Origin of the sequence: Streptomyces sp. NPDC051183 (assembly GCF_040682455.1) — a bacterium.
In the GTDB taxonomy this organism is placed as follows: domain Bacteria; phylum Actinomycetota; class Actinomycetes; order Streptomycetales; family Streptomycetaceae; genus Streptomyces.
On record NZ_JBFBBA010000016.1, the window covers coordinates 50,371 to 70,430 of the forward strand.

Below are 20,060 nucleotides of genomic sequence, written 5' to 3' on the forward strand. Positions count from 1 at the left end.
GTTGATGTCCGAGATGAACGCAAACCAGGCCGCCGCGCGAAGCGCGTCAATCGAGGGTGGTGGCGGGCGACGGGAGGGCCGAACGAAGCTCAATCGGATGCCGGAGTGGCTCGCACTCGGCAAGCACCGGGAAGAGCTGGGGCAGACGCATCTGCGGGAACTGTTCGAGACGAATCCCGGCCGCGGGGTCGGCTACACGCTGCGGGTCGGCGACCTGCACATCGACTACTCGAAGCACATCGTCACCGACGAGACGCTGACGCTGCTGCGCGAGCTGGCCGCGGCGACGGACGTGGCCGGGCTGCGCGACGCGATGTTCCGCGGCGAGAAGATCAACACGACCGAGGACCGGGCGGTCCTGCACACCGCGCTGCGCGCGCCCGCGGACGCGGTCGTCGAGGTGGACGGCGAGAACGTCGTCCCCGGCGTTCACGCCGTCCTCGACAAGATGGCGGCCTTCAGCGACCAGGTCCGGTCGGGGGAGTGGACCGGCTTCACCGGCAAGCGCATCAAGAACGTCGTCAACATCGGCATCGGCGGCTCCGACCTGGGCCCGGCGATGGCGTACGAGGCGCTGCGCGCCTTCACCGACCGGGGCCTGACGCTCCGTTTCGTGTCGAACGTGGACGGCGCCGACCTGCACGAGGCCGTGCGGGACCTGGACCCGGCCGAGACGCTCTTCATCATCGCCTCGAAGACCTTCACGACCATCGAGACCATCACCAACGCCACCTCGGCGCGGGAGTGGCTGCTGGCGGGCCTGGGCGGCGACGAGTCGGCCGTGGCACGGCACTTCGTGGCCCTGTCGACCAACGCCGGCAAGGTCACCGAGTTCGGCATCGACCCGGCCAACATGTTCGAGTTCTGGGACTGGGTCGGCGGGCGCTACTCCTTCGACTCGGCCATCGGCCTCTCCCTGATGGTCGCCATCGGCCCCGACGCCTTCCGCGAGCTGCTCGCCGGCTTCGCCGACATGGACCGGCACTTCCGGACGGCTCCGGCGGAGGAGAACGCACCGCTGCTGCTCGGCCTGTTGGGGGTCTGGTACGGGGCGTTCTTCGACGCCCAGTCGCACGCGGTCCTCCCGTACAGCCACTACCTGTCGCGCTTCACGGCGTACTTGCAGCAGCTGGACATGGAGTCCAACGGCAAGTCCGTGGACCGGGACGGCAACCCGGTGGAGTGGCAGACGGGTCCCGTGGTGTGGGGCACGCCCGGCACGAACGGGCAGCACGCCTACTACCAGTTGATCCACCAGGGCACCCGGATGATCCCGGCGGACTTCATCGGTTTCGCGCGGCCCGTCGGGGAGCTGTCCGCCGCGCTGGAGGCCCAGCACGACCTGCTGATGGCCAACTTCTTCGCGCAGACGCAGGCGCTGGCCTTCGGCAAGACGGCGGCCGAGGTCCGGGCGGAGGGCGTCGCCGAGGCGCTCGTCGCGCACAAGACCTTCCGGGGCAACCACCCGACGACCACGATTCTGGCCACGGAGCTCACGCCGCGGTCGCTGGGCCAGCTCATCGGGCTGTACGAGCACAAGGTGTTCGTCCAGGGCGCGGTGTGGAACATCGACTCCTTCGACCAGTGGGGCGTGGAGCTCGGCAAGGTCCTGGCCAAGCAGGTCGAGCCGGCGCTGATCGACGGCAGCCACGTGGAGTCCCTGGACCCCTCGACGCGGGCGCTGGTGTCCACGTACCGCGAGCTGCGCGGCCGCGGCTGACACCGCTGACGCCGCGGGACATGTGAAAGGGCCCGCCCTCCGGACTACCGGAGGGCGGGCCCTTTCACGTACGCGTCAGGAGGACGCCGGGGGGTACATCCCGCTCGGCAGCTTCGCCGCGGCCGCCCGGTCCAGGAGCCACAGGGTGCGGGAGCGGCCGTACGCGGCCGCCGCCGGGGCCTGGACCTCGCCGGCGCCGCCGAGGGCGATGGCCACCGCGCCGGCCTTGTCCTCGCCCGCCGCCAGCAGCCAGACCTCGCGGGCCGCCCGGATCGCCGGGAGGGTGAGCGAGATCCGGGTCGGCGGGGGCTTCGGGGCGCCGTGGACCCCGACCACCGTGCGCTCGGTCTCCCGGGACGCGGGGTGCTCCGGGAACAGCGAGGCCACGTGCGTGTCCGGGCCGACGCCCAGCATCAGCACGTCGAAGCGGGGGACCGGGCCGTGGTCCTCCGGGCCGGAGGCCTTGCGCAGCTCCTCGGCGTACGCGGCTGCGGCCGCGTCCACGTCGGTGCCGTACGGGCCGTCCGAGGCGGGCATGGAGTGCACGCGCGCGGGGTCGACCGGGACGGCGTCCAGGAGGGCCTCACGGGCCTGCGTGTGGTTGCGCTCGGGGTCGTCGGCGGGGACGTACCGCTCGTCGCCCCACCACAGGTCCAGCCGGGCCCAGTCGACGGCGTCCCGGGCCGGGGCCGCGGCGAGCGCGGCGAGGAGCCCGTTGCCGTTGCGGCCGCCGGTCAGCACCACGGACGCGGTGCCGCGGGCCGCCTGGGCGTCCACGACCTTAGTGATGAGCCGGGCCGCCGCGGCCTGGGCCATCAGCTCCTTGTCCCGGTGGACGACGACCTGAGGAGTCGTCATGCCCATGTGCTGCCGCCTTGTCGCTAGGTCTTGGTACGGGCCTTGCCGCGCGGGGCGGAGTGCGCCCCCGCCCCGCGCGGCGGCCCGTGCGTACTACTTGGCCGCGGCCTTCTTGGCCGGCTTGGGCGCCGGCTTCGAGGCCTCGGCCCGGGCTTCGGCAGGAGCCGGTGCCCCGGCCGGTGCCGGTGCGGGCTTGGACGCCGCCGCCGGGACGGCCGACGCCTCCAGCCGCGCCACGCCGAACTTCAGCGCGGACTCGTACGTGTTGTCCGGGTCCAGCCGGCGCAGCTCCTCCGCCAGGAGCTCGGCCGTGTCGCGGCGCTTGAGCGCCACCGCACGGTCGGGCTGCCCCGGCATGCACAGCGTGGCCAGCGCCCCGTCCGCGCGGTCCAGGACGATCTCGCCGTCCTTGGTCTCCATGCGGACCGAGGTGAGGCCCGGGCCCGCGGACAGGGTCCGCTTGACCGGGACGCCGAGGCGGTCCGCCAGCCACATGGCCAGCAGCTCGCAGCTCGGGTTGTCGTCCTCGCCCTCGACGGTCGCCGAGGAGACCGACAGGACCTGCTGGTCAAGTGCGGCGGCCAGCATCGAGCGCCAGGGCGTGATCCGGGTCCAGGACAGGTCCGTGTCCCCGGGGGCGTAGGCCGCCGCCCGCGTGGCGAGTGCCCCGATGGGGTTCTCGCAGGAGTACGTGTCCGTGATCCGGCGCTGCCCGAGCGCCCCCAGCGGGTCGCCCGCCAGGTCCGACGGAGCTCCCTCCGGCCACCAGACGACCACGGGGGCGTCAGGCAGGAGAAGCGGGAGGACCACCGACTGGGCGTGGTCGACCAGTTCGCCGTGAAGGCGGAGCACAACCGTTTCGCCAGTGCCGGAGTCCGCCCCGACGCGGACTTCCGCGTCGAGACGGGCGTCGCGGCGGCTGCGCGGCGAGCGGGCCGCCCGCTTGACCACGACGATGATCCGCGAAGGGTGTTCGTGGGAAGCGTCGTTCGCCGACTTGAGCGCGTCGTACGCGTTCTCCTCGTCGGTCACGATCACCAGCGTGAGGACCATGCCGATGGCCGGCGTGCCGATGTCCCGGCGCGCCTGCACCAACGCGGCATTGATCTTGCTGGAGTTGGTCTCCGTGAGGTCGATCTTCATGGCCGGCGCCAGCTCCGTCCGTCTCGTGCGAGCATCTCGTCCGCCTCGACCGGTCCCCAGGTGCCCGCCGCGTACTGCGCGGGCTTGCCGTGCTTGTCCCAGTACTGCTCGATCGGGTCGAGGATGTTCCAGGACAGCTCGACCTCCTGGTGGCGCGGGAAGAGGTTCGCGTCACCCAGGAGGACATCGAGGATCAGCCGCTCGTACGCCTCGGGGCTCGACTCCGTGAAGGACTCGCCGTAGGCGAAGTCCATCGTCACGTCCCGCACCTCCATGGAGGTGCCCGGAACCTTGGAGCCGAAGCGCACCGTCACGCCCTCGTCCGGCTGGACCCGGATGACCAGGGCGTTCTGCCCCAGCTCCTCGGTCGCCCCGGACTCGAACGGCAGGTACGGGGCCCGCTTGAAGACCACGGCGATCTCGGTCACCCTGCGGCCCAGGCGCTTGCCGGTCCGCAGGTAGAACGGGACGCCCGCCCAGCGGCGGTTGTTGATCTCCAGGCGGATGGCGGCGTAGGTGTCGGTCTTCGACTTGGGGTCGATGCCGTCCTCTTCGAGGTACCCGACGACCTTCTCGCCGCCCTGCCAGGCCGCCGAGTACTGGCCGCGCACGGTGTGCTTGCCCAGGTCCTCGGGCAGCTCCACCGCGGTCAGCACCTTGAGCTTCTCGGCCACCAGGGCCTTGGGGTGGAAGGAGCCGGGCTCCTCCATCGCCGTCAGCGCGAGCAACTGGAGCAGGTGGTTCTGGATGACGTCGCGGGCCGCGCCGATGCCGTCGTAGTAGCCGGCCCGGCCGCCGATGCCGATGTCCTCCGCCATGGTGATCTGCACGTGGTCGACGTACGACCGGTTCCAGATCGGCTCGAACATGGTGTTGGCGAAGCGGAGCGCCAGGATGTTCTGGACGGTCTCCTTGCCGAGGTAGTGGTCGATCCGGAAGACCTCGTCACGGGGGAAGACCTCGTGGACGATCTTGTTGAGCTCTTCCGCGCTCTTCAGGTCGTGCCCGAAGGGCTTCTCGATCACCGCGCGCCGCCAGGAGCCCGCCTTCTCCGCCAGGCCGTGGTCCTTGAGCTGCTGGACCACCTTGGGGAAGAACTTCGGGGGGACGGACAGGTAGAAGGCGAAGTTGCCGCCCGTGCCCTGCGCCTTGTCCAGCTCCTCGATCGTCGCCTTCAGCGTCTCGAACGCCTGGTCGTCGTCGAAGTCGCCCTGGACGAACCGGCAGCCCTGCACCAGCTGCTGCCAGACCTCTTCGCGGAACGGCGTACGGGAGTGTTCCTTGACGGCGTCGTGGACCTCCTTCGCGAAGTCCTCGTCCTGCCACTCGCGTCTGGCGAAGCCGATCAGCGAGAAGCCCGGCGGGAGCAGCCCGCGGTTGGCCAGGTCGTAGACGGCAGGCATCAGCTTCTTGCGCGACAGGTCACCCGTAACGCCGAAAATGACCAGGCCGGACGGCCCCGCGATGCGCGGGAGCCGCCGGTCCTGTGCGTCACGAAGCGGGTTCGCTCCGTTTACAGACAAGGTGTTCAGGCCTCCGTGGGGGCAAGGCGGGAAAGCTCCGCCTCGGTCGACTTCAGCAGGTCGTTCCAGGACGCCTCGAACTTCTCGACGCCCTCGTCCTCGAGCAGCTGCACCACATCGTCGTACGAAATGCCCAGCTTCGCGACCGCTTCGAGCTCATTGCGCGACTGCTCGTAGGTGCCGCGGATGGTGTCGCCGGAGACCTCGCCGTGGTCGGCGGTGGCCTCCAGGGTGCCCTCGGGCATGGTGTTCACCGTGCCGGGGGCGACCAGGTCCACCACGTACAGGGTGTCCTTGTACGCCGGGTCCTTGACGCCGGTCGAGGCCCACAGCGGGCGCTGCTTGTTGGCGTGCGCCTTGTCCAGGGCCGCCCAGCGCTCGCTGCCGAACACCTCTTCGTACGCCTCGTAGGCCAGACGGGCGTTGGCGAGCGCCGCCTTGCCCTTGAGGGCCTTGGCCTCGTCGGTGCCGACGGCGTCCAGGCGCTTGTCGATCTCGCTGTCCACGCGGGACACGAAGAAGGAGGCCACCGAGTGGATCTTGGAGAGGTCCAGGCCCGCGGCCTTCGCCTTCTCCAGGCCCGCCAGGTAGGCGTCCATGACCGCGCGGTAGCGCTCCAGCGAGAAGATCAGCGTGACGTTGACGCTGATGCCCTTGCCGATGACCTCGGTGATCGCCGGCAGGCCGGCCTCGGTCGCCGGGATCTTGATGAGCGTGTTCGGGCGGTCCACCAGCCAGGCGAGCTGCTTGGCCTCGGCGATGGTCGCCGCGGTGTTGTGCGCCAGGCGCGGGTCGACCTCGATCGAGACCCGGCCGTCCTGGCCCTCGGTCGCGTCGTAGACCGGGCGCAGGATGTCGGCGGCGTCGCGGACGTCCGCCGTGGTGATCATGCGGATCGCCTCGTCGACGGTGACCTTGCGGGCGGCGAGGTCCGCGAGCTGCTGCCCGTAGCCGTCACCGCTGCTGATCGCCTTCTGGAAGATCGACGGGTTGGTGGTGACACCGACGACGTGCTGCTGGTCGATGAGCTCGGCCAGGTTGCCCGACGTGATGCGCTTGCGGGACAGGTCGTCCAGCCAGATCGCCACGCCCTCGTCGGAGAGGCGCTTGAGTGCGTCTGTCATGGGAATTGCATCTCCTACTGGTCTTGGTACGGACGTCAGCGCGCGGCGGCCGCGAGCGACTCGCGGGCGGCTGCGGTCACGGCCTCGGCGGTCAGGCCGAACTCGCGGTACAGGACGGCGCCGTCGGCCGAGGCACCGAAGTGCTCCAGCGAGACGATCCGGCCGGCGTCGCCGACGTAGCGGTGCCAGGTCAGGCCGATGCCGGCCTCGACCGCGACGCGCGCCTTGACGGCGGGCGGCAGGACGCTGTCCTTGTACTCCTGGTCCTGCTCCTCGAACCACTCGACGGACGGCATCGAGACCACGCGGGCCGGGACGCCCTCGGCCTGGAGCGCCTCGCGCGCGGCGACGGCGAGCTGGACCTCGGAGCCGGTGCCGATGAGGACGACCTGAGCCGGGCCGCCCTCCGCCTCGAAGAGCACGTAACCGCCCTTGGCGGCGTTCTCGTTGCGCTCGTACGTCGGCACGCCCTGGCGGGTCAGCGCCAGGCCGTGGGGGGCGCCCTTGCCGAACACCTTGGTGTGGCGCTTGAGGATCTCGCGCCACGCGACGGCGGTCTCGTTCGCGTCGGCCGGGCGGACCACGTTCAGGCCCGGGATGGCGCGCAGCGAGGCGACGTGCTCGACCGGCTGGTGGGTCGGGCCGTCCTCGCCGAGGCCGATGGAGTCGTGCGTCCACACGTACGTCACCGGCAGGTGCATCAGGGCGGACAGCCGGACGGCGTTGCGCATGTAGTCGGAGAACACCAGGAAGGTGCCGCCGTAGATGCGGGTGTGGCCGTGCAGGGCGATGCCGTTCATGGACGCGGCCATGGCGTGCTCGCGGATGCCGAAGTGGATGGTGCGGCCGTACGGGTCGGCCTCCGGCAGCGGGTTGCCCACCGGCAGGAACGAGGAGTTCTTGTCGATGGTGGTGTTGTTGGAGCCGGCGAGGTCGGCCGAGCCGCCCCACAGCTCCGGGATGACCGCGCCGAGCGCTTCGAGCACCTTGCCGGAGGCGGCGCGGGTGGCGACACCCTTGCCGGCCTCGAAGACGGGGAGCTTGTCCTCCCAGCCCGCGGGCAGCTCGTTGGCGTTGATGCGGTCGAACTCCGCCGCGCGCTCCGGGTTGGCGGTGCGCCAGGCGGAGAAGTCCTTCTCCCAGGCGGCCTTGGCCTCGCGGCCGCGGTCCCCGAGGGCGCGGGTGTGCGAGATGACCGCGTCGGAGACCTCGAAGGTCTGCTCCGGGTCGAAGCCGAGCACGACCTTGGTGGCGGCGACCTCGTCGTTGCCGAGGGCCGAGCCGTGCGAGGCCTCGGTGCCCTGGGCGTGCGGGGCGGGCCAGGCGATGATCGAGCGGGCCGCGATGAAGGAGGGGCGCCCGGTCTCGGCCTTGGCGGCCTGGAGGGCGGCGAACAGCGCCTTGGGGTCGAGGTCGCCGTTCTCCTGCTGCGCGACGCGCTGGACGTGCCAGCCGTACGCCTCGTACCGCTTGAGGGTGTCCTCGGAGACGGCCGTCTCGGTGTCGCCCTCGATCGAGATGTGGTTGTCGTCCCACAGCAGCACCAGGTTGCCGAGCTTCTGGTGGCCGGCCAGCGCGGACGCCTCGTGGGAGATGCCCTCCTGGAGGCAGCCGTCGCCCGCGATCGCGTAGACCATGTGGTCGAACGGGGAGGTGCCCGCGGGGGCCTCGGGGTCGAACAGGCCGCGCTCGTAGCGGGCGGCCATGGCCATGCCCACCGCGTTGGCGACGCCCTGGCCCAGCGGGCCGGTGGTGGTCTCGACGCCGGCCGTGTGGCCGTACTCCGGGTGGCCCGGGGTCTTGGAGCCCCAGGTGCGGAACGCCTTGAGGTCGTCCAGCTCCAGGCCGAAGCCGCCCAGGTAGAGCTGGGTGTACAGGGTCAGGGACGAGTGCCCCGCGGAGAGCACGAAACGGTCGCGACCGACCCACTCCGGGTCCGCCGGGTCGTGCCGCATCACCTTCTGGAAGAGGGTGTACGCGGCGGGGGCCAGGCTCATCGCCGTGCCCGGGTGGCCGTTTCCGACCTTCTGGACCGCGTCCGCGGCCAGGATGCGGGCGGTGTCAACAGCCCGCTGGTCCAGTTCGGTCCACTCGAGCTCTGTGGTGGTCGGCTTGGTGCTCACCGTTTTTCAGGGCTCCTCTCCACATGTCTGTTCCCGGTACGAACGGTGCACCGGGGCGATTCCGAGCCTACCCCCGCCACGGCGTGCAGCTATTCGAGTACCCGCGGTCCGCCGTGACGTCTGAGCGCCGATCGGACCAACACGAGGTGACCCCCGCGCGGGACGGGATAAGAGCTACGTCTACAGTGGCGTGGTACGCGCAAGTCTTTACGAGGCCTTCATATCTGAAGCGTCTGCGCTGGAGCTTGCTGGATTCTCTGTCAGGGGTGTGCGTGACGGCCGTCGAATCCCGTCCAGCGGGGGTGCTCGGGACGAGCCCCGGTCACCGGCCGTTCGGGGCCCGGGCCATGGCTTTCGTGGCATTGACCAAGCCTCGGATCATCGAACTTCTGCTGATCACCACAGTGCCGGTGATGTTCCTCGCCGAGCAGGGCGTGCCCTCCCTGTGGCTGGTCCTCGCGACCTGCTTCGGCGGGTACCTGTCCGCGGGCGGCGCCAACGCGCTGAACATGTACATCGACCGCGACATCGACGCGCTGATGGACCGGACCTCGCAGCGCCCGCTGGTGACCGGCATGGTGACCCCCCGCGAATGCCTCGTCTTCGGCATCACCCTCGGTGTGGTCTCCACCCTCTTCTTCGGCCTGCTCATCAACTGGCTGTCGGCGGCCCTCGCGCTCGGCGCGCTCCTCTTCTACGTCGTGATCTACACGATGCTGTTGAAGCGGCGCACCGCCCAGAACATCGTCTGGGGCGGCATCGCGGGCTGCATGCCGGTGCTCATCGGCTGGTCGGCCGTGAAGAACGAGGTCTCCTGGGCCGCGGTCATCCTCTTCCTCGTCATCTTCTTCTGGACGCCGCCGCACTACTGGCCGCTGTCCATGAAGGTGAAGGACGACTACGCCCGGGTCGGCGTGCCGATGCTCCCGGTCGTGGCCGGCAACAAGGTCGTGGCGCGCCAGATCGTCCTCTACAGCTGGGTGATGGTGGCGGTCTCGCTGCTGCTGACCCCGCTGGGGTACACCGGCTGGTTCTACACCGCGGTCGCGCTGGTGGCGGGCGGCTGGTGGCTGTGGGAGGCGCACGCGCTGCACGCGCGGGCCAAGGCCGGCGTGACGGGCGCGAAGCTCAAGGAGATGCGGCTGTTCCACTGGTCCATCACCTACGTGTCGCTGCTCTTCGTCGCGGTGGCAGTGGATCCCTTCCTCCGCTGATGCTTCCTCCGTTCATTACCCGCCGGTAGCATGCCTCCCATGGCAGACACCACGGCAGAGACCGCAGGCAGCGAAGGCGCCGCGGACAAGAAGCAGGACCGCAGGGCGGCGAAGCTGGCCAAGCAGATCGACGCGTTCGCCAAGCAGCACGGCGGCGTCGAGGGCCAGCTCGCCCACATCGGCCAGGCCGGCACCCGGATCGTCCTCGTCGGCACGGACGGCGGCTGGGGCGACCTGGTGGCCCCGACCTACGCCGTCGCGCAGCTCGCGGCCGAGAAGGCCGGGCTGACCCTCCACGAGGAGTTCGACGGGGAGTTCGCCGCGCGCGTGAAGACCGGCCCGTACGAGTGGGAGCGGATGGCCGGCCTCCAGCTCGGCGGAACCGTGAACCCGGCGGCCTGACCCGGCGGCCCGATCCGGCGGCCCGATCCGGTGGCCGGGGAGCGCTCGGTCAACAGCGCGAGCAACACCTCACACCCCGCTCACCCGTTAGGACGTGTGGAAGCCCCTTCCTCACGTCCGCAACGGGATGACCGGATGATCGAAACGCCGCCCCTGGTGGACCAGTACTGCCAGGGAGTGCTCCGCACGGAGCTGGGCCTCGGCACCTTCGAGGCCCAGCTGATCCCTTCGGCCGGCCCGCCCGCCGCCGGCACCACCTTCTTCGACTCCCAGACCGGCTTCGCCGTGCGCCGCTGGTGCCCGCCGCTGCTCGGGCTGGAGCCGCACTGCGCCCCCGCCCGCTACCTGGCCCGCCGCCGCGAACTGGGCGTGGCCGAGGCCGGGCGGCGCCTGCTGCGGGGCTCCGGGATCGCCACGCACCTGGTCGACACCGGGGTGCCCGGGGACCTCACCGGGGTCAAGGAGCTGGCCCTCGCCGGGGACGCCGAGGCCCACGAGCTGGTGCGCCTCGAACTGCTCGCCGAGCAGGCCGCCGACACCTCCGGGACCGTAGCCGCCTTCCTGGCGAACCTCGCCGAGGCCGTGCACCACGCGGCCGCCGGGGCCGTCGCCTTCACCTGCGGAGCCGGCGCGGGGTACCCCGCGGCCCTCGCGCACGCGCCCGAGCCGCCCGGTCCGGGCGAGGTGCGCGGGGCGGCCGGGCGGTGGCTGGCCCGCCGGGTCAAGGGCGGGGCCGTACGGGACCCCGTACTCCTGCGGCACCTGATGTGGAGCGCGGTGGCGTCCGGGCTGCCGCTCCAGCTGCACACGGGCGCGGGGGAGCCGGGAGCGCGCCCGGAAGAGGCGCGTCCGGGGCTCCTGACGGAGTTCGTACGGGCCACCGCGGGCCTGGGCACGCGGCTGGTCCTGCTCGGCGGATACCCGTACCACCGGGACGCGGCGCACCTGGCGGCCGCGTTCCCGCACGTCCACGCCGACCTCGGCGCGGCCCTGGGCCGGTCCGGACCGCGGGCGGCCGAGGTGCTGGCGGAACTGCTGGAACTCGCGCCGTTCGGGAAGCTGCTCTTCTCCAGCGGCGGCGGCCCGCTGCCCGAACTGCACGCGGTCGGCGCACTGGTGTTCCGGGAGGCGCTGGGCCGGGTCCTGGGCGGCTGGGTCGCCGAGGGCGCCTGGTCCTGGCGGGACGCCGACCGGGTGGCGGCCATGGTCGCGGCGGGCAATGCCCGCCGCGTGTACCGGCTGGACGAGCGGAGCTGACGCCGGGACCGGCGCCGGGAGGGTCGGACGGGGGTCAGACGGCGGAGAGCTGCGCGTCGCCCTGGGCCGGGATCTCCGCCTGGGCCGCGGGCCGCTCGCGCAGGGCGAGCGCGAGGCGGAGCACCGCGATCCACACCAGGCAGGAGCCGAGCATGTGCGCGGCGACCAGGGCCTCCGGCAGCTTGGTGAAGAACTGCACGTAGCCGATGCCGCCCTGGGCGAGCAGCACGATCAGCAGGTCCCGGGCGCGCGCCCGGGTGTCGGTGGGGGCGTCCACCACGCGCAGCACCAGCCACATCGCGACGGCGAGCGCGCAGACCAGCCAGGCGGCCACGGCGTGCACGTGGGCGGTGGTCGACCAGTCGAACGGCATCCGCTTGATCTCGGCCTTGTCGCCGGCGTGCGGACCGGAGCCGGTGACGACCGTGCCCGCCGCGATCAGGACCAGGGTGGTCGCGATCATCGCCCAGGACAGCTTGCGCACCGGGCCGGGTACGCGCGGCCGGGGGGCGGTGTCGCCCTCGCGGGTGCGCTGCCAGGTGACCGTCGCCACGGTGATGAGCGAGGTGGCGAGGAGGAAGTGCCCCGCCACGCTGTAGGGGTTGAGCCCCGTCATGACGGTGATGCCGCCGAGCACGGCGTTGCCCATCACGATGACGAACTGGATCCAGCCGAGCCGGGTCAGCGAGTGGCGCCAGGGCTTGGCCGAGCGGGCGGCGATGATGACCCAGCCAACGGCCGCGCTGAGCACGTACGTCAGCATGCGGTTGCCGAACTCGATGGCACCGTGGATGCCCTGTTCCCCGGTCGCGACCAGGCTGTCGTCGGTGCACTTGGGCCAGGTGTCGCAGCCGAGGCCTGAGCCGGTCAGCCGCACCGCGCCGCCTGTGACGACGATGACCACGCTCATGAGGAGAGCGGTGGCCGCGGCCCGCCGGACGGTCCGGGGTGACGGAGTCCAGCGGCTGGCGATGTAAGCGAGAGGGGTCAACACGGCCCTTATCGTACGCGGACCCTTGTGCAAAGTTTCACGAGGGGGTGGCCGCCGGTGCGTCCGGCCCGACGACCAGGCGGAACCTGGCCCCGGCGGGGTCGCCTTCGGCGTGCCACCAGACGCGGACGCGCCAAAGGCCGCTGTCGCCCGGGTAGTCGGCCGACGCCGTGAAGCCCCGTACCAATTCGGCCCCTATCTCCCCAGCCGTCCGGTTCCTCACCTCTGCACCGCTGTGCCAAGGGTGGTCCTGTACGTTCCACAGTCCGTCAGGGCCCCGCACCTCGATGCGCCACACCGCGATCCAGGGGGTGACCTCCAGCATCGTGCGCACCTGGTCGCCGTCCAGGTGCAGCCGGACCGCGATCTCGGACTCCTCGGCCCCCTGGATCCGGGCGGCCACCACGGCCTGGGGCAGCAGCCGTTCGGGCAGCAGGCCCCGGGTGCGCAGACTGACCAGGGAGTCGAAGGACAGGAAGCGCAGCCGCAGTTCGAGCTGGCGGCCGATGTGGTCCAGGGCCTCCTCGGCCTCCTGGGACTCCTCGGAGCCCGGATCCGCGAGCAGCAGCCGCCGGAAGTGGCCCTCGGCGTCCACGGCCCACGCCACCGCGTCCTCGGCGAGACCCAGCTCCGCGAGCCGGTCGCCGAGGAAGACCTTCGCCTGCGCGAGCCCCCGCTGGTTGACCGGGTCCTCCTGGTCCAGGGAGGCCCAGACGCCGACCGCACCGCGGGTCAGGTCGCGGGCGCGCTCGCCCGCCGCCCGCTCCATGGCGCTGGGGCCGTTCTCGGAACCGGGGCCGAGGGGGTGGCGGGGCAGCCGCTCCCCGTCGCTGAGCGGCCAGGACAGCCAGACCCCCTGGTTGATGAGCCCCCGGGCGTACCAGCGCGCGTACTCCGGGGCGTGCCCGGCCGCCTGCTGGGAGAACCTCAGGCCCTCCTCGATCGCCGCCAGGGCCCCGCCCCGGTCGCCGCCGGCGAAGCGGCGGGCCGCCAGGTCGCCCAGGCGCAGCCCGAGCCGGGCCGCGCACTCCGCGTCCGTACGGGCCGGCTCGCGCAGGGCGCCGATCAGCTCCCCCAGCAGCGCGTCGGCCTCCGCGGGCTCCGCGTGCGCGGCGCCCGACCGGATCCGTGCCCACTGCTCGTCCAGCCGCAGAACGGCCTCCCGCTGCGCCATGCCCGCCCCCCGGCGTCTGTGGTGCGCTGTCGTGTGGAGAGGCGACCATCCTCCTCGCAACGTCAAGCCCAGGGGAAGGGATTCACTCCCAGCGGAAGAACCGCGCGGCCGCGCCCAGACCGAGTACGGACCAGCCGGCCAGCACGGCCGCGTCGCCCCACGGCAGCGCGGCGCCGTGCTGGAGAACGTCGCGCAGCCCGTCGGACAGGGCCGAGATGGGCAGCAGGCCGAGGACGGACTGCACCGCGCCGGGGAACTTCTCCATCGGCACGATCACCCCTCCGCCGACCAGCAGCAGCAGGAAGACCAGATTGGCGGCTGCCAGGGTCGCCTCGGCCCGCAGGGTGCCCGCCATCAGCAGCCCGAGGCCGGAGAACGCGGCGGTGCCGAGCAGGACCAGAACGGCCACCGACAGCGGGTCGCCGTGCGGGGACCAGCCCAGGGCGAAGGCGATCGCCGTCAGCAGCGCGATCTGCAGCACCTCGGTGACCAGCACGGACAGGGTCTTGGCAGCCATCAGCGCCCAGCGCGGCAGCGGCGAGGCCCCGAGCCGCTTGAGCACGCCGTAGCGGCGGTCGAAGCCGGTGGCGATGGCCTGGCCGGTGAAGGCGGTGGACATCACGGCCAGCGCCAGGATGCCCGGGGCGAGGAAGTCGACGGACTTCCCGCTGCCGGTGTCGATGATGTCGACCGCCGAGAACAGCGTCAGCAGCAGCGCCGGGATGATCACGGTCAGCAGCAGCTGCTCCCCGTTGCGCAGCAGCATCCGGGTCTCCAGCGCCGTCTGCGCGAGGATCATCCGGGACACGGGCGCGGCCCCCGGGCGGGGGGTGAACGTACCGGCGCTCATGCGCGCAGCTCCTTACCGGTCAGTTCCAGGAAGACGTCTTCGAGGGTGTGCCGCTCGACGGAGAGGCTGTCGGGCATCACGCCGTGCTGCGCGCACCAGGAGGCGACGGTGGCCAGCAGCTGCGGGTCCACGTCGCCGGTGACCCGGTAGGTGCCCGGGGTCAGCTCGGCGGCCTGGGTGCCGTCGGGCAGTGCCTTGAGCAGCGAGGCGAGGTCGAGGGAGGGGCGGCCGGTGAAGCGCAGGGTGTTCTCGGCGCCGCCCCGGCACAGCTGCTCGGGGGTGCCGTGGGCGATGACCCGGCCGGTGTCGACGATGGCGACCTCGTCCGCGAGCTGTTCGGCCTCGTCCATGTGGTGGGTGGTGAGTACGACGGTGACCCCGTCGGCGCGCAGTTCCCGTACGAGGTCCCAGGTCGCGCGGCGGGCCTGCGGGTCCAGCCCGGCGGTCGGCTCGTCCAGGAAGACCAGCTCGGGGCGGCCCACGACGGCCATGGCGAGGGCCAGGCGCTGCTGCTGGCCGCCGGAGAGCCGGCGGTAGGCGGTGCGGCCGCAGCCGCCGAGGCCGAGGCGGTCCACCAGGGTGCCGACGTCGAGGGGGTCGGCGTACAGCTTGGCCATGTGGCGCAGCATCTCGACGGCCCGGGCGCCGGAGTAGACGCCGCCGGACTGGAGCATCACACCGACGCGGGGGCGCAGGGCCTCGGCCTGCGCGAAGGGGTCGAGGCCGAGGACGCGGACGGTTCCGGCGTCGGGGCGGCGGTAGCCCTCGCAGGTTTCCACAGTGGTCGTCTTGCCCGCGCCGTTGGGACCTAGGACCGCGGTGACGGAGCCCCTGCGGACGGTGAGGTCCAGGCCGTCCACCGCTGTCTTGGGGCCGTACCGCTTCACCAGTCCGCGGATCTCCACGGCGGGGTCGTTGCTCATGAAGGGTGAGTCTACGGAGCCGGGCGGGGTGTCCGGAGAGGGGTCTTAGGTCCTGCCCCCGGGGGGTCGGGGACCCGAGCATTCATGACCTTTTCGTGCCGCTGCGGGCGGGCGCGCGACCCTAGCGTTGAACGGTGAACAGCATCGCGCAGAACGTCGAAGCCACCTCGGGGCAGGCCGAGCACAAGGCCCACGACCTCGGGCATCCGCCGCGCTATCTGGTGTCGGCCGCGCTCGCGGGTGCGTACATCGCGGTCGGCGAGGTGCTGCTGCTGGTGGCGGTATCGCCCTTCGTGGCGAAGGGGTCGCCGGCGGTGAAGCTGCTGGAGGGCGCGGTCTTCCCCGTGGCGCTGACCATCGTGATGTTCGCCGGTGCCCAGCTCTTCACGAGCAACGTGATGGTGATGCTGGTCGGCGCCCTGTCGGGGCGGACGGGGGTGCGGGACCTGGTCCTGTCCTGGGCGCTGTCGCTGACCGGCAACCTGATCGGCGCATTCGGCTTCGCCGCGATGGTGCACGCCTCCGGGGTGACCTCCTCGCCCTCCGCGCGGGCCATGCTCACCGAGATGGTGCACGGGAAGATCGCGCTCGGCGGGGGACAGCTGTTCTGGCGCGCGGTGCTCTGCAACATGCTCGTCTGCCTGGCCATCTGGATGTTCAGCAGGGCCCGCGGGGACGCGGCGAAAATCTTCGTGCTGTGGCTGCCGGTGGCCGTTTTCGTCGCCGTGGGATTCGAACACTGTGTCGCGAACATGGCTCTTTTCAGCCTCGCGATCCTGGACGGCTCAGCCGGGTTCAGTGATCTTTTCCGAAATCTGATGTTTACCGTGCCGGGGAACGTCGTGGGCGGGGGATTGCTGGTGGGAGCCGTTTATTGGTTCACCGGCGGGGCCCGGAGAGAATGCGGAGAGTCGACTTCCGCTTAACTCTCCGTGGATAGATTAGGTAACCCTTAGTGATGGAGGCCACCAGGAGTGGCCTCCATCACGGCTTGTCGGAGCTCGACTAATTACGCAACAATGGCGTTGTGAAATACGGCGAACGGCAGATCGAGACCCCCCAGGGGGAGCTCGCGACCGGGGAGCGGTCAACCCGCAACCGGGTCGCGCGGTCCATCCTGGACCACGGTCCGTCCACCGTCGCCGACCTCGCGAAGCGCCTCGGCCTCACCCAGGCCGCCGTCCGCCGCCACCTCGACACGCTCGTCGCCGACGACGTGGTCGCACCCCGTGAGCAGCGTGTGTACGGTGCGCGCACCCGGGGCCGGCCCGCCAAGGTCTTCGCGCTCACCGACTGCGGCCGCGACGCCTTCGACCAGTCCTACGACACGCTCGCCGCGGACGCCCTGCGCTGGATCGCGCAGTCCGTCGGCGGCGGGGAGCAGGGGGAGGCGGCCGTCGCCGCCTTCGCCAGGGCCCGGATGGAGACGCAGGCGAAGACCTACCGGGAAGCCGTGGAGGCAGCAGCCCCCGCGGACCGCACCGAGGCCCTTGCCAAGGCGTTGACCGCGGACGGGTACGCTGCTACGGCGAAGAGCGCTCCCGGTCCGCACAGCGGTGAACAGCTCTGCCAGCACCACTGCCCGGTCGCACATGTCGCCGAGCAGTTCCCGCAGCTCTGCGAGGCGGAGACCGAGGTCTTCTCCCGCCTGCTCGGGACGCATGTGCAGCGACTCGCGACGATCGCCCACGGCGACGGGGTGTGCACGACGTTCATCCCGCGCAGCGCGAACGCCACACAGACCGACACATCAGTATCTGCAAGTACGGCCGGGAGGAACCCCGCATGACCACGGAGACTGCTCACCCTGAGCTCGATGGCCTGGGCACCTACGAATACGGCTGGGCCGACTCCGACGCGGCCGGAGCGGCTGCCAAGCGGGGTCTGTCCGAGGACGTCGTCCGCGACATCTCGGCGAAGAAGTCCGAGCCGGAGTGGATGCTGAAGCTCCGCCTCAAGGGTCTCAAGCTGTTCGACAAGAAGCCCATGCCGAACTGGGGCTCCGACCTCTCGGGCATCGACTTCGACAACATCAAGTACTTCGTGCGCTCCACCGAGAAGCAGGCCGCTTCCTGGGAGGACCTGCCCGAGGACATCAAGAACACGTACGACAAGCTCGGCATCCCGGAGGCGGAGAAGCAGCGCCTCGTCGCCGGTGTCGCGGCCCAGTACGAGTCCGAGGTCGTCTACCACCAGATCCGCGAGGACCTGGAGGAGCAGGGCGTGATCTTCCTCGACACGGACACCGCGCTCAAGGAGCACCCGGAGCTCTTCCAGGAGTACTTCGGCACGGTCATCCCGGTCGGCGACAACAAGTTCGCGTCCCTGAACACCGCCGTGTGGTCGGGCGGCTCGTTCATCTACGTGCCCAAGGGCGTCAAGGTCGACATCCCGCTCCAGGCCTACTTCCGCATCAACACGGAGAACATGGGCCAGTTCGAGCGGACGCTGATCATCGTCGACGAGGACGCCTACGTCCACTACGTCGAGGGCTGCACCGCCCCGATCTACTCCTCGGACTCGCTGCACAGCGCCGTGGTCGAGATCATCGTGAAGAAGGGCGGCCGCTGCCGCTACACGACGATCCAGAACTGGTCGAACAACGTCTACAACCTGGTCACCAAGCGCGCCGTGGCGTACGAGGGCGCGACCATGGAGTGGATCGACGGCAACATCGGTTCCAAGGTCACCATGAAGTACCCGGCCGTCTACCTGATGGGCGAGCACGCCAAGGGCGAGACCCTGTCCATCGCCTTCGCGGGCGAGGGCCAGCACCAGGACGCCGGATCCAAGATGGTCCACATGGCGCCGAACACCTCCTCGAACATCGTCTCCAAGTCGGTGGCCCGGGGCGGCGGCCGCACCTCGTACCGAGGCCTGGTCGAGATCGGCGAGGGCGCCCACGGCTCGAAGTCCAACGTGCTGTGCGACGCGCTCCTGGTCGACACCATCTCCCGCTCGGACACGTACCCCTACGTGGACGTCCGCGAGGACGACGTGTCCATGGGCCACGAGGCGACCGTCTCCAAGGTCTCCGACGACCAGCTCTTCTACCTGATGAGTCGCGGTCTGACGGAGTTCGAGGCCATGGCGATGATCGTGCGCGGCTTCGTCGAGCCGATCGCGCGTGAGCTGCCGATGGAGTACGCGCTGGAGCTGAACCGGCTGATCGAGCTGCAGATGGAGGGTTCGGTCGGCTGACCCCGACCGCCCGATTTCCGCAGACATTCTTTGACGTAGGAAGAGAGCACGAAGACAGCCATGGCTGAGGCTCAGAACATTCCGGCGGGTTCGACCACTGCCGGCGCGATCGCGGTGGCCGCCGAGTCCACCGTCGCCACCCGGATGAGCGCCCCCCCGTCCTTCGACGTGGCGGACTTCCCCGTGCCCCACGGCCGCGAGGAGGAGTGGCGTTTCACTCCGCTGGCGCGCCTGCGTGGTCTCCACGACGGCACCGCGGTCGCCAACGGCACCATGAAGGCCCAGATCGACGCGCCCGAGGGCGTGACGATCGAGTCCGTCGAGCGCGGCGACGCGCGCATCGGCAAGGCCGGCACCCCGGTGGACCGGGTCGCCGCACAGGCGTTCTCGTCCTTCGCCAAGGCCACGGTCGTGACCGTGCCCAAGGAGGCCGTCCTGACCGAGCCGGTCCGCGTCTCCCTGCACGGCGAGGGCGGCACCACCTTCGGCCACACGGTCTTCGACGTACAGGCCTTCGCCGAGGCGGTCATCGTCATCGACCACACCGGTGACGGCGTGCGCGCCGCCAACGTCGACTTCCTCGTCGGCGACGGCGCCAAGCTCACCGTCGTGTCCGTGCAGGACTGGGACGACACCGCCGTCCACTGCTCCCAGCACAACGCGCTGGTCGGCCGCGACGCGACCTTCAAGTCGATCGTGGTCACCTTCGGCGGCGACGTCGTACGCCTGCACCCGCGGGTCGCCTACGCCGGCCCCGGCGGCGAGGCCGAGCTCCTCGGCCTGTACTTCACCGACGCCGGCCAGCACCAGGAGCACCGCCTCCTGGTCGACCACAGCGCCCCGCACTGCAAGTCGCACGTGGTCTACAAGGGCGCGCTCCAGGGCCAGGACGCCCACGCCGTCTGGATCGGCGACGTGCTGATCGAGAAGACCGCCGAGGGCACCGACACCTACGAGATGAACCGCAACCTCGTCCTCACGGACGGTGCGCGGGTCGACTCGGTGCCGAACCTGGAGATCGAGACCGGCGAGATCGTCGGCGCCGGCCACGCCTCGGCGACCGGCCGCTTCGACGACGAGCAGCTCTTCTACCTCCAGGCCCGCGGCATCCCGGCCGACGAGGCCCGCCGTCTGGTCGTGCGCGGCTTCTTCGCCGAGCTCGTCCAGCAGATCGGTGTCCAGGACATCGAGGAGCGCCTTCTCGCGAAGATCGAGGTCGAGCTCGAGGCGTCCGTCTGATGACTTACCTCAAGGCCTGTGCGCTGAGCGAGCTGGAGGAGAACACCCCCAAGCGGGTGGAACTCGACGGCACGCCGGTGTCCATCGTCTCCACCGAGGGCGAGGTGTTCGCGATCAACGACATCTGCTCGCACGCGAACGTCTCGCTCTCGGAGGGCGAGGTCGAGGACTGCATGATCGAGTGCTGGCTGCACGGGTCGTCCTTCGACCTGCGCACCGGCAAGCCGTCCAGTCTGCCCGCGACGCGCCCCGTATCCGTATACCCCGTAAAGATCGAAGGGGACGACGTGCTCGTCTCCCTCACCCAGGAGTCCTGAG

Annotated in this window: 18 protein-coding genes; 9 read left to right on the forward strand and 9 right to left on the reverse strand. The window is 70.9% G+C overall.

Annotation, left to right across the window (positions count from 1 at the left end):
- Positions 1 to 13: 13 nt before the first annotated feature.
- Complete coding sequence (gene pgi / locus AB0M99_RS16320; RefSeq protein WP_365921001.1) at positions 14 to 1,720, forward strand: glucose-6-phosphate isomerase; 1,707 nt, start codon at positions 14 to 16, stop codon at positions 1,718 to 1,720.
- Positions 1,721 to 1,795: 75 nt separating this feature from the next.
- Here the strand turns inward: pgi and pgl are convergent, their stop codons facing one another.
- From pgl to tkt, 5 genes are all read right to left on the reverse strand, one after another.
- The gene (pgl, locus tag AB0M99_RS16325; protein WP_365920780.1) at positions 1,796 to 2,578 is read right to left on the reverse strand and encodes a 6-phosphogluconolactonase; all 783 of its coding nucleotides are present in this window, start codon (positions 2,576 to 2,578) and stop codon (positions 1,796 to 1,798) included.
- A gap of 93 nt (positions 2,579 to 2,671) precedes the next feature.
- Positions 2,672 to 3,721, reverse strand: a complete 1,050-nt coding sequence (gene opcA / locus AB0M99_RS16330) for a glucose-6-phosphate dehydrogenase assembly protein OpcA (protein WP_365920782.1) — start codon at positions 3,719 to 3,721, stop codon at positions 2,672 to 2,674.
- Entirely contained in the window at positions 3,718 to 5,244 is a 1,527-nt protein-coding gene (gene zwf, locus AB0M99_RS16335) for a glucose-6-phosphate dehydrogenase (protein WP_365920784.1), read from the reverse strand. Before zwf ends, opcA begins: the two co-directional genes overlap by 4 nt.
- A 5-nt stretch (positions 5,245 to 5,249) precedes the next feature.
- Positions 5,250 to 6,368, reverse strand: coding sequence for a transaldolase (gene tal / locus AB0M99_RS16340; RefSeq protein WP_365920786.1), 1,119 nt, complete (start codon positions 6,366 to 6,368; stop codon positions 5,250 to 5,252).
- A 35-nt stretch (positions 6,369 to 6,403) separates the two neighbouring features.
- Positions 6,404 to 8,491, reverse strand: a complete 2,088-nt coding sequence (tkt, locus tag AB0M99_RS16345; RefSeq protein ID WP_365920788.1) for a transketolase — start codon at positions 8,489 to 8,491, stop codon at positions 6,404 to 6,406.
- A 272-nt stretch (positions 8,492 to 8,763) separates the two neighbouring features.
- Here tkt and AB0M99_RS16350 point away from each other — a divergent pair, with 272 nt between their 5' ends.
- The 3 genes from AB0M99_RS16350 to AB0M99_RS16360 all read left to right on the forward strand — a co-directional run bounded on the left by AB0M99_RS16350 (position 8,764) and on the right by AB0M99_RS16360 (position 11,364).
- Entirely contained in the window at positions 8,764 to 9,705 is a 942-nt protein-coding gene (locus tag AB0M99_RS16350) for a heme o synthase (RefSeq protein ID WP_365920790.1), read from the forward strand.
- A gap of 39 nt (positions 9,706 to 9,744) precedes the next feature.
- The gene (locus AB0M99_RS16355; protein WP_365920792.1) at positions 9,745 to 10,107 is read left to right on the forward strand and encodes a hypothetical protein; all 363 of its coding nucleotides are present in this window, start codon (positions 9,745 to 9,747) and stop codon (positions 10,105 to 10,107) included.
- Between the two features lie 135 nt (positions 10,108 to 10,242).
- A complete protein-coding gene (locus tag AB0M99_RS16360; protein WP_365920794.1) occupies positions 10,243 to 11,364 on the forward strand; it encodes an amidohydrolase family protein in 1,122 nt (373 codons plus the stop codon).
- 34 nt (positions 11,365 to 11,398) lie between these two features.
- On the opposite strand, the gene AB0M99_RS16365 is transcribed toward AB0M99_RS16360, so the two are convergent.
- The 4 genes from AB0M99_RS16365 to AB0M99_RS16380 all read right to left on the reverse strand — a co-directional run bounded on the left by AB0M99_RS16365 (position 11,399) and on the right by AB0M99_RS16380 (position 15,302).
- Positions 11,399 to 12,388, reverse strand: coding sequence for a COX15/CtaA family protein (locus AB0M99_RS16365; RefSeq protein WP_365920796.1), 990 nt, complete (start codon positions 12,386 to 12,388; stop codon positions 11,399 to 11,401).
- A 4-nt stretch (positions 12,389 to 12,392) separates the two neighbouring features.
- Positions 12,393 to 13,529, reverse strand: coding sequence for a hypothetical protein (locus tag AB0M99_RS16370; RefSeq protein WP_365920798.1), 1,137 nt, complete (start codon positions 13,527 to 13,529; stop codon positions 12,393 to 12,395).
- 82 nt (positions 13,530 to 13,611) lie between these two features.
- Positions 13,612 to 14,379 (reverse strand): ABC transporter permease, encoded by a 768-nt coding sequence (locus tag AB0M99_RS16375; protein WP_365920800.1) that lies wholly within the window; start codon positions 14,377 to 14,379, stop codon positions 13,612 to 13,614.
- The gene (locus AB0M99_RS16380; RefSeq protein ID WP_365920802.1) at positions 14,376 to 15,302 is read right to left on the reverse strand and encodes an ABC transporter ATP-binding protein; all 927 of its coding nucleotides are present in this window, start codon (positions 15,300 to 15,302) and stop codon (positions 14,376 to 14,378) included. The genes AB0M99_RS16375 and AB0M99_RS16380 overlap by 4 nt, the downstream gene beginning before the upstream one ends.
- 134 nt (positions 15,303 to 15,436) lie before the next feature.
- Here AB0M99_RS16380 and AB0M99_RS16385 point away from each other — a divergent pair, with 134 nt between their 5' ends.
- The 5 genes from AB0M99_RS16385 (at position 15,437) to AB0M99_RS16405 (ending at position 20,059) form a co-directional block, all read left to right on the forward strand.
- A complete protein-coding gene (locus AB0M99_RS16385; protein WP_365920804.1) occupies positions 15,437 to 16,228 on the forward strand; it encodes a formate/nitrite transporter family protein in 792 nt (263 codons plus the stop codon).
- Positions 16,229 to 16,350: 122 nt separating this feature from the next.
- Positions 16,351 to 17,091, forward strand: coding sequence for an ArsR family transcriptional regulator (locus tag AB0M99_RS16390; protein ID WP_365921003.1), 741 nt, complete (start codon positions 16,351 to 16,353; stop codon positions 17,089 to 17,091).
- Positions 17,088 to 18,503 (forward strand): Fe-S cluster assembly protein SufB, encoded by a 1,416-nt coding sequence (gene sufB / locus AB0M99_RS16395; RefSeq protein ID WP_214930288.1) that lies wholly within the window; start codon positions 17,088 to 17,090, stop codon positions 18,501 to 18,503. The genes AB0M99_RS16390 and sufB overlap by 4 nt, the downstream gene beginning before the upstream one ends.
- A 60-nt stretch (positions 18,504 to 18,563) precedes the next feature.
- A complete protein-coding gene (gene sufD, locus AB0M99_RS16400; protein WP_365920807.1) occupies positions 18,564 to 19,742 on the forward strand; it encodes a Fe-S cluster assembly protein SufD in 1,179 nt (392 codons plus the stop codon).
- Complete coding sequence (locus tag AB0M99_RS16405; RefSeq protein WP_365920809.1) at positions 19,742 to 20,059, forward strand: bifunctional 3-phenylpropionate/cinnamic acid dioxygenase ferredoxin subunit; 318 nt, start codon at positions 19,742 to 19,744, stop codon at positions 20,057 to 20,059. Before sufD ends, AB0M99_RS16405 begins: the two co-directional genes overlap by 1 nt.
- The last annotated feature ends 1 nt before the right edge of the window (position 20,060 follow it).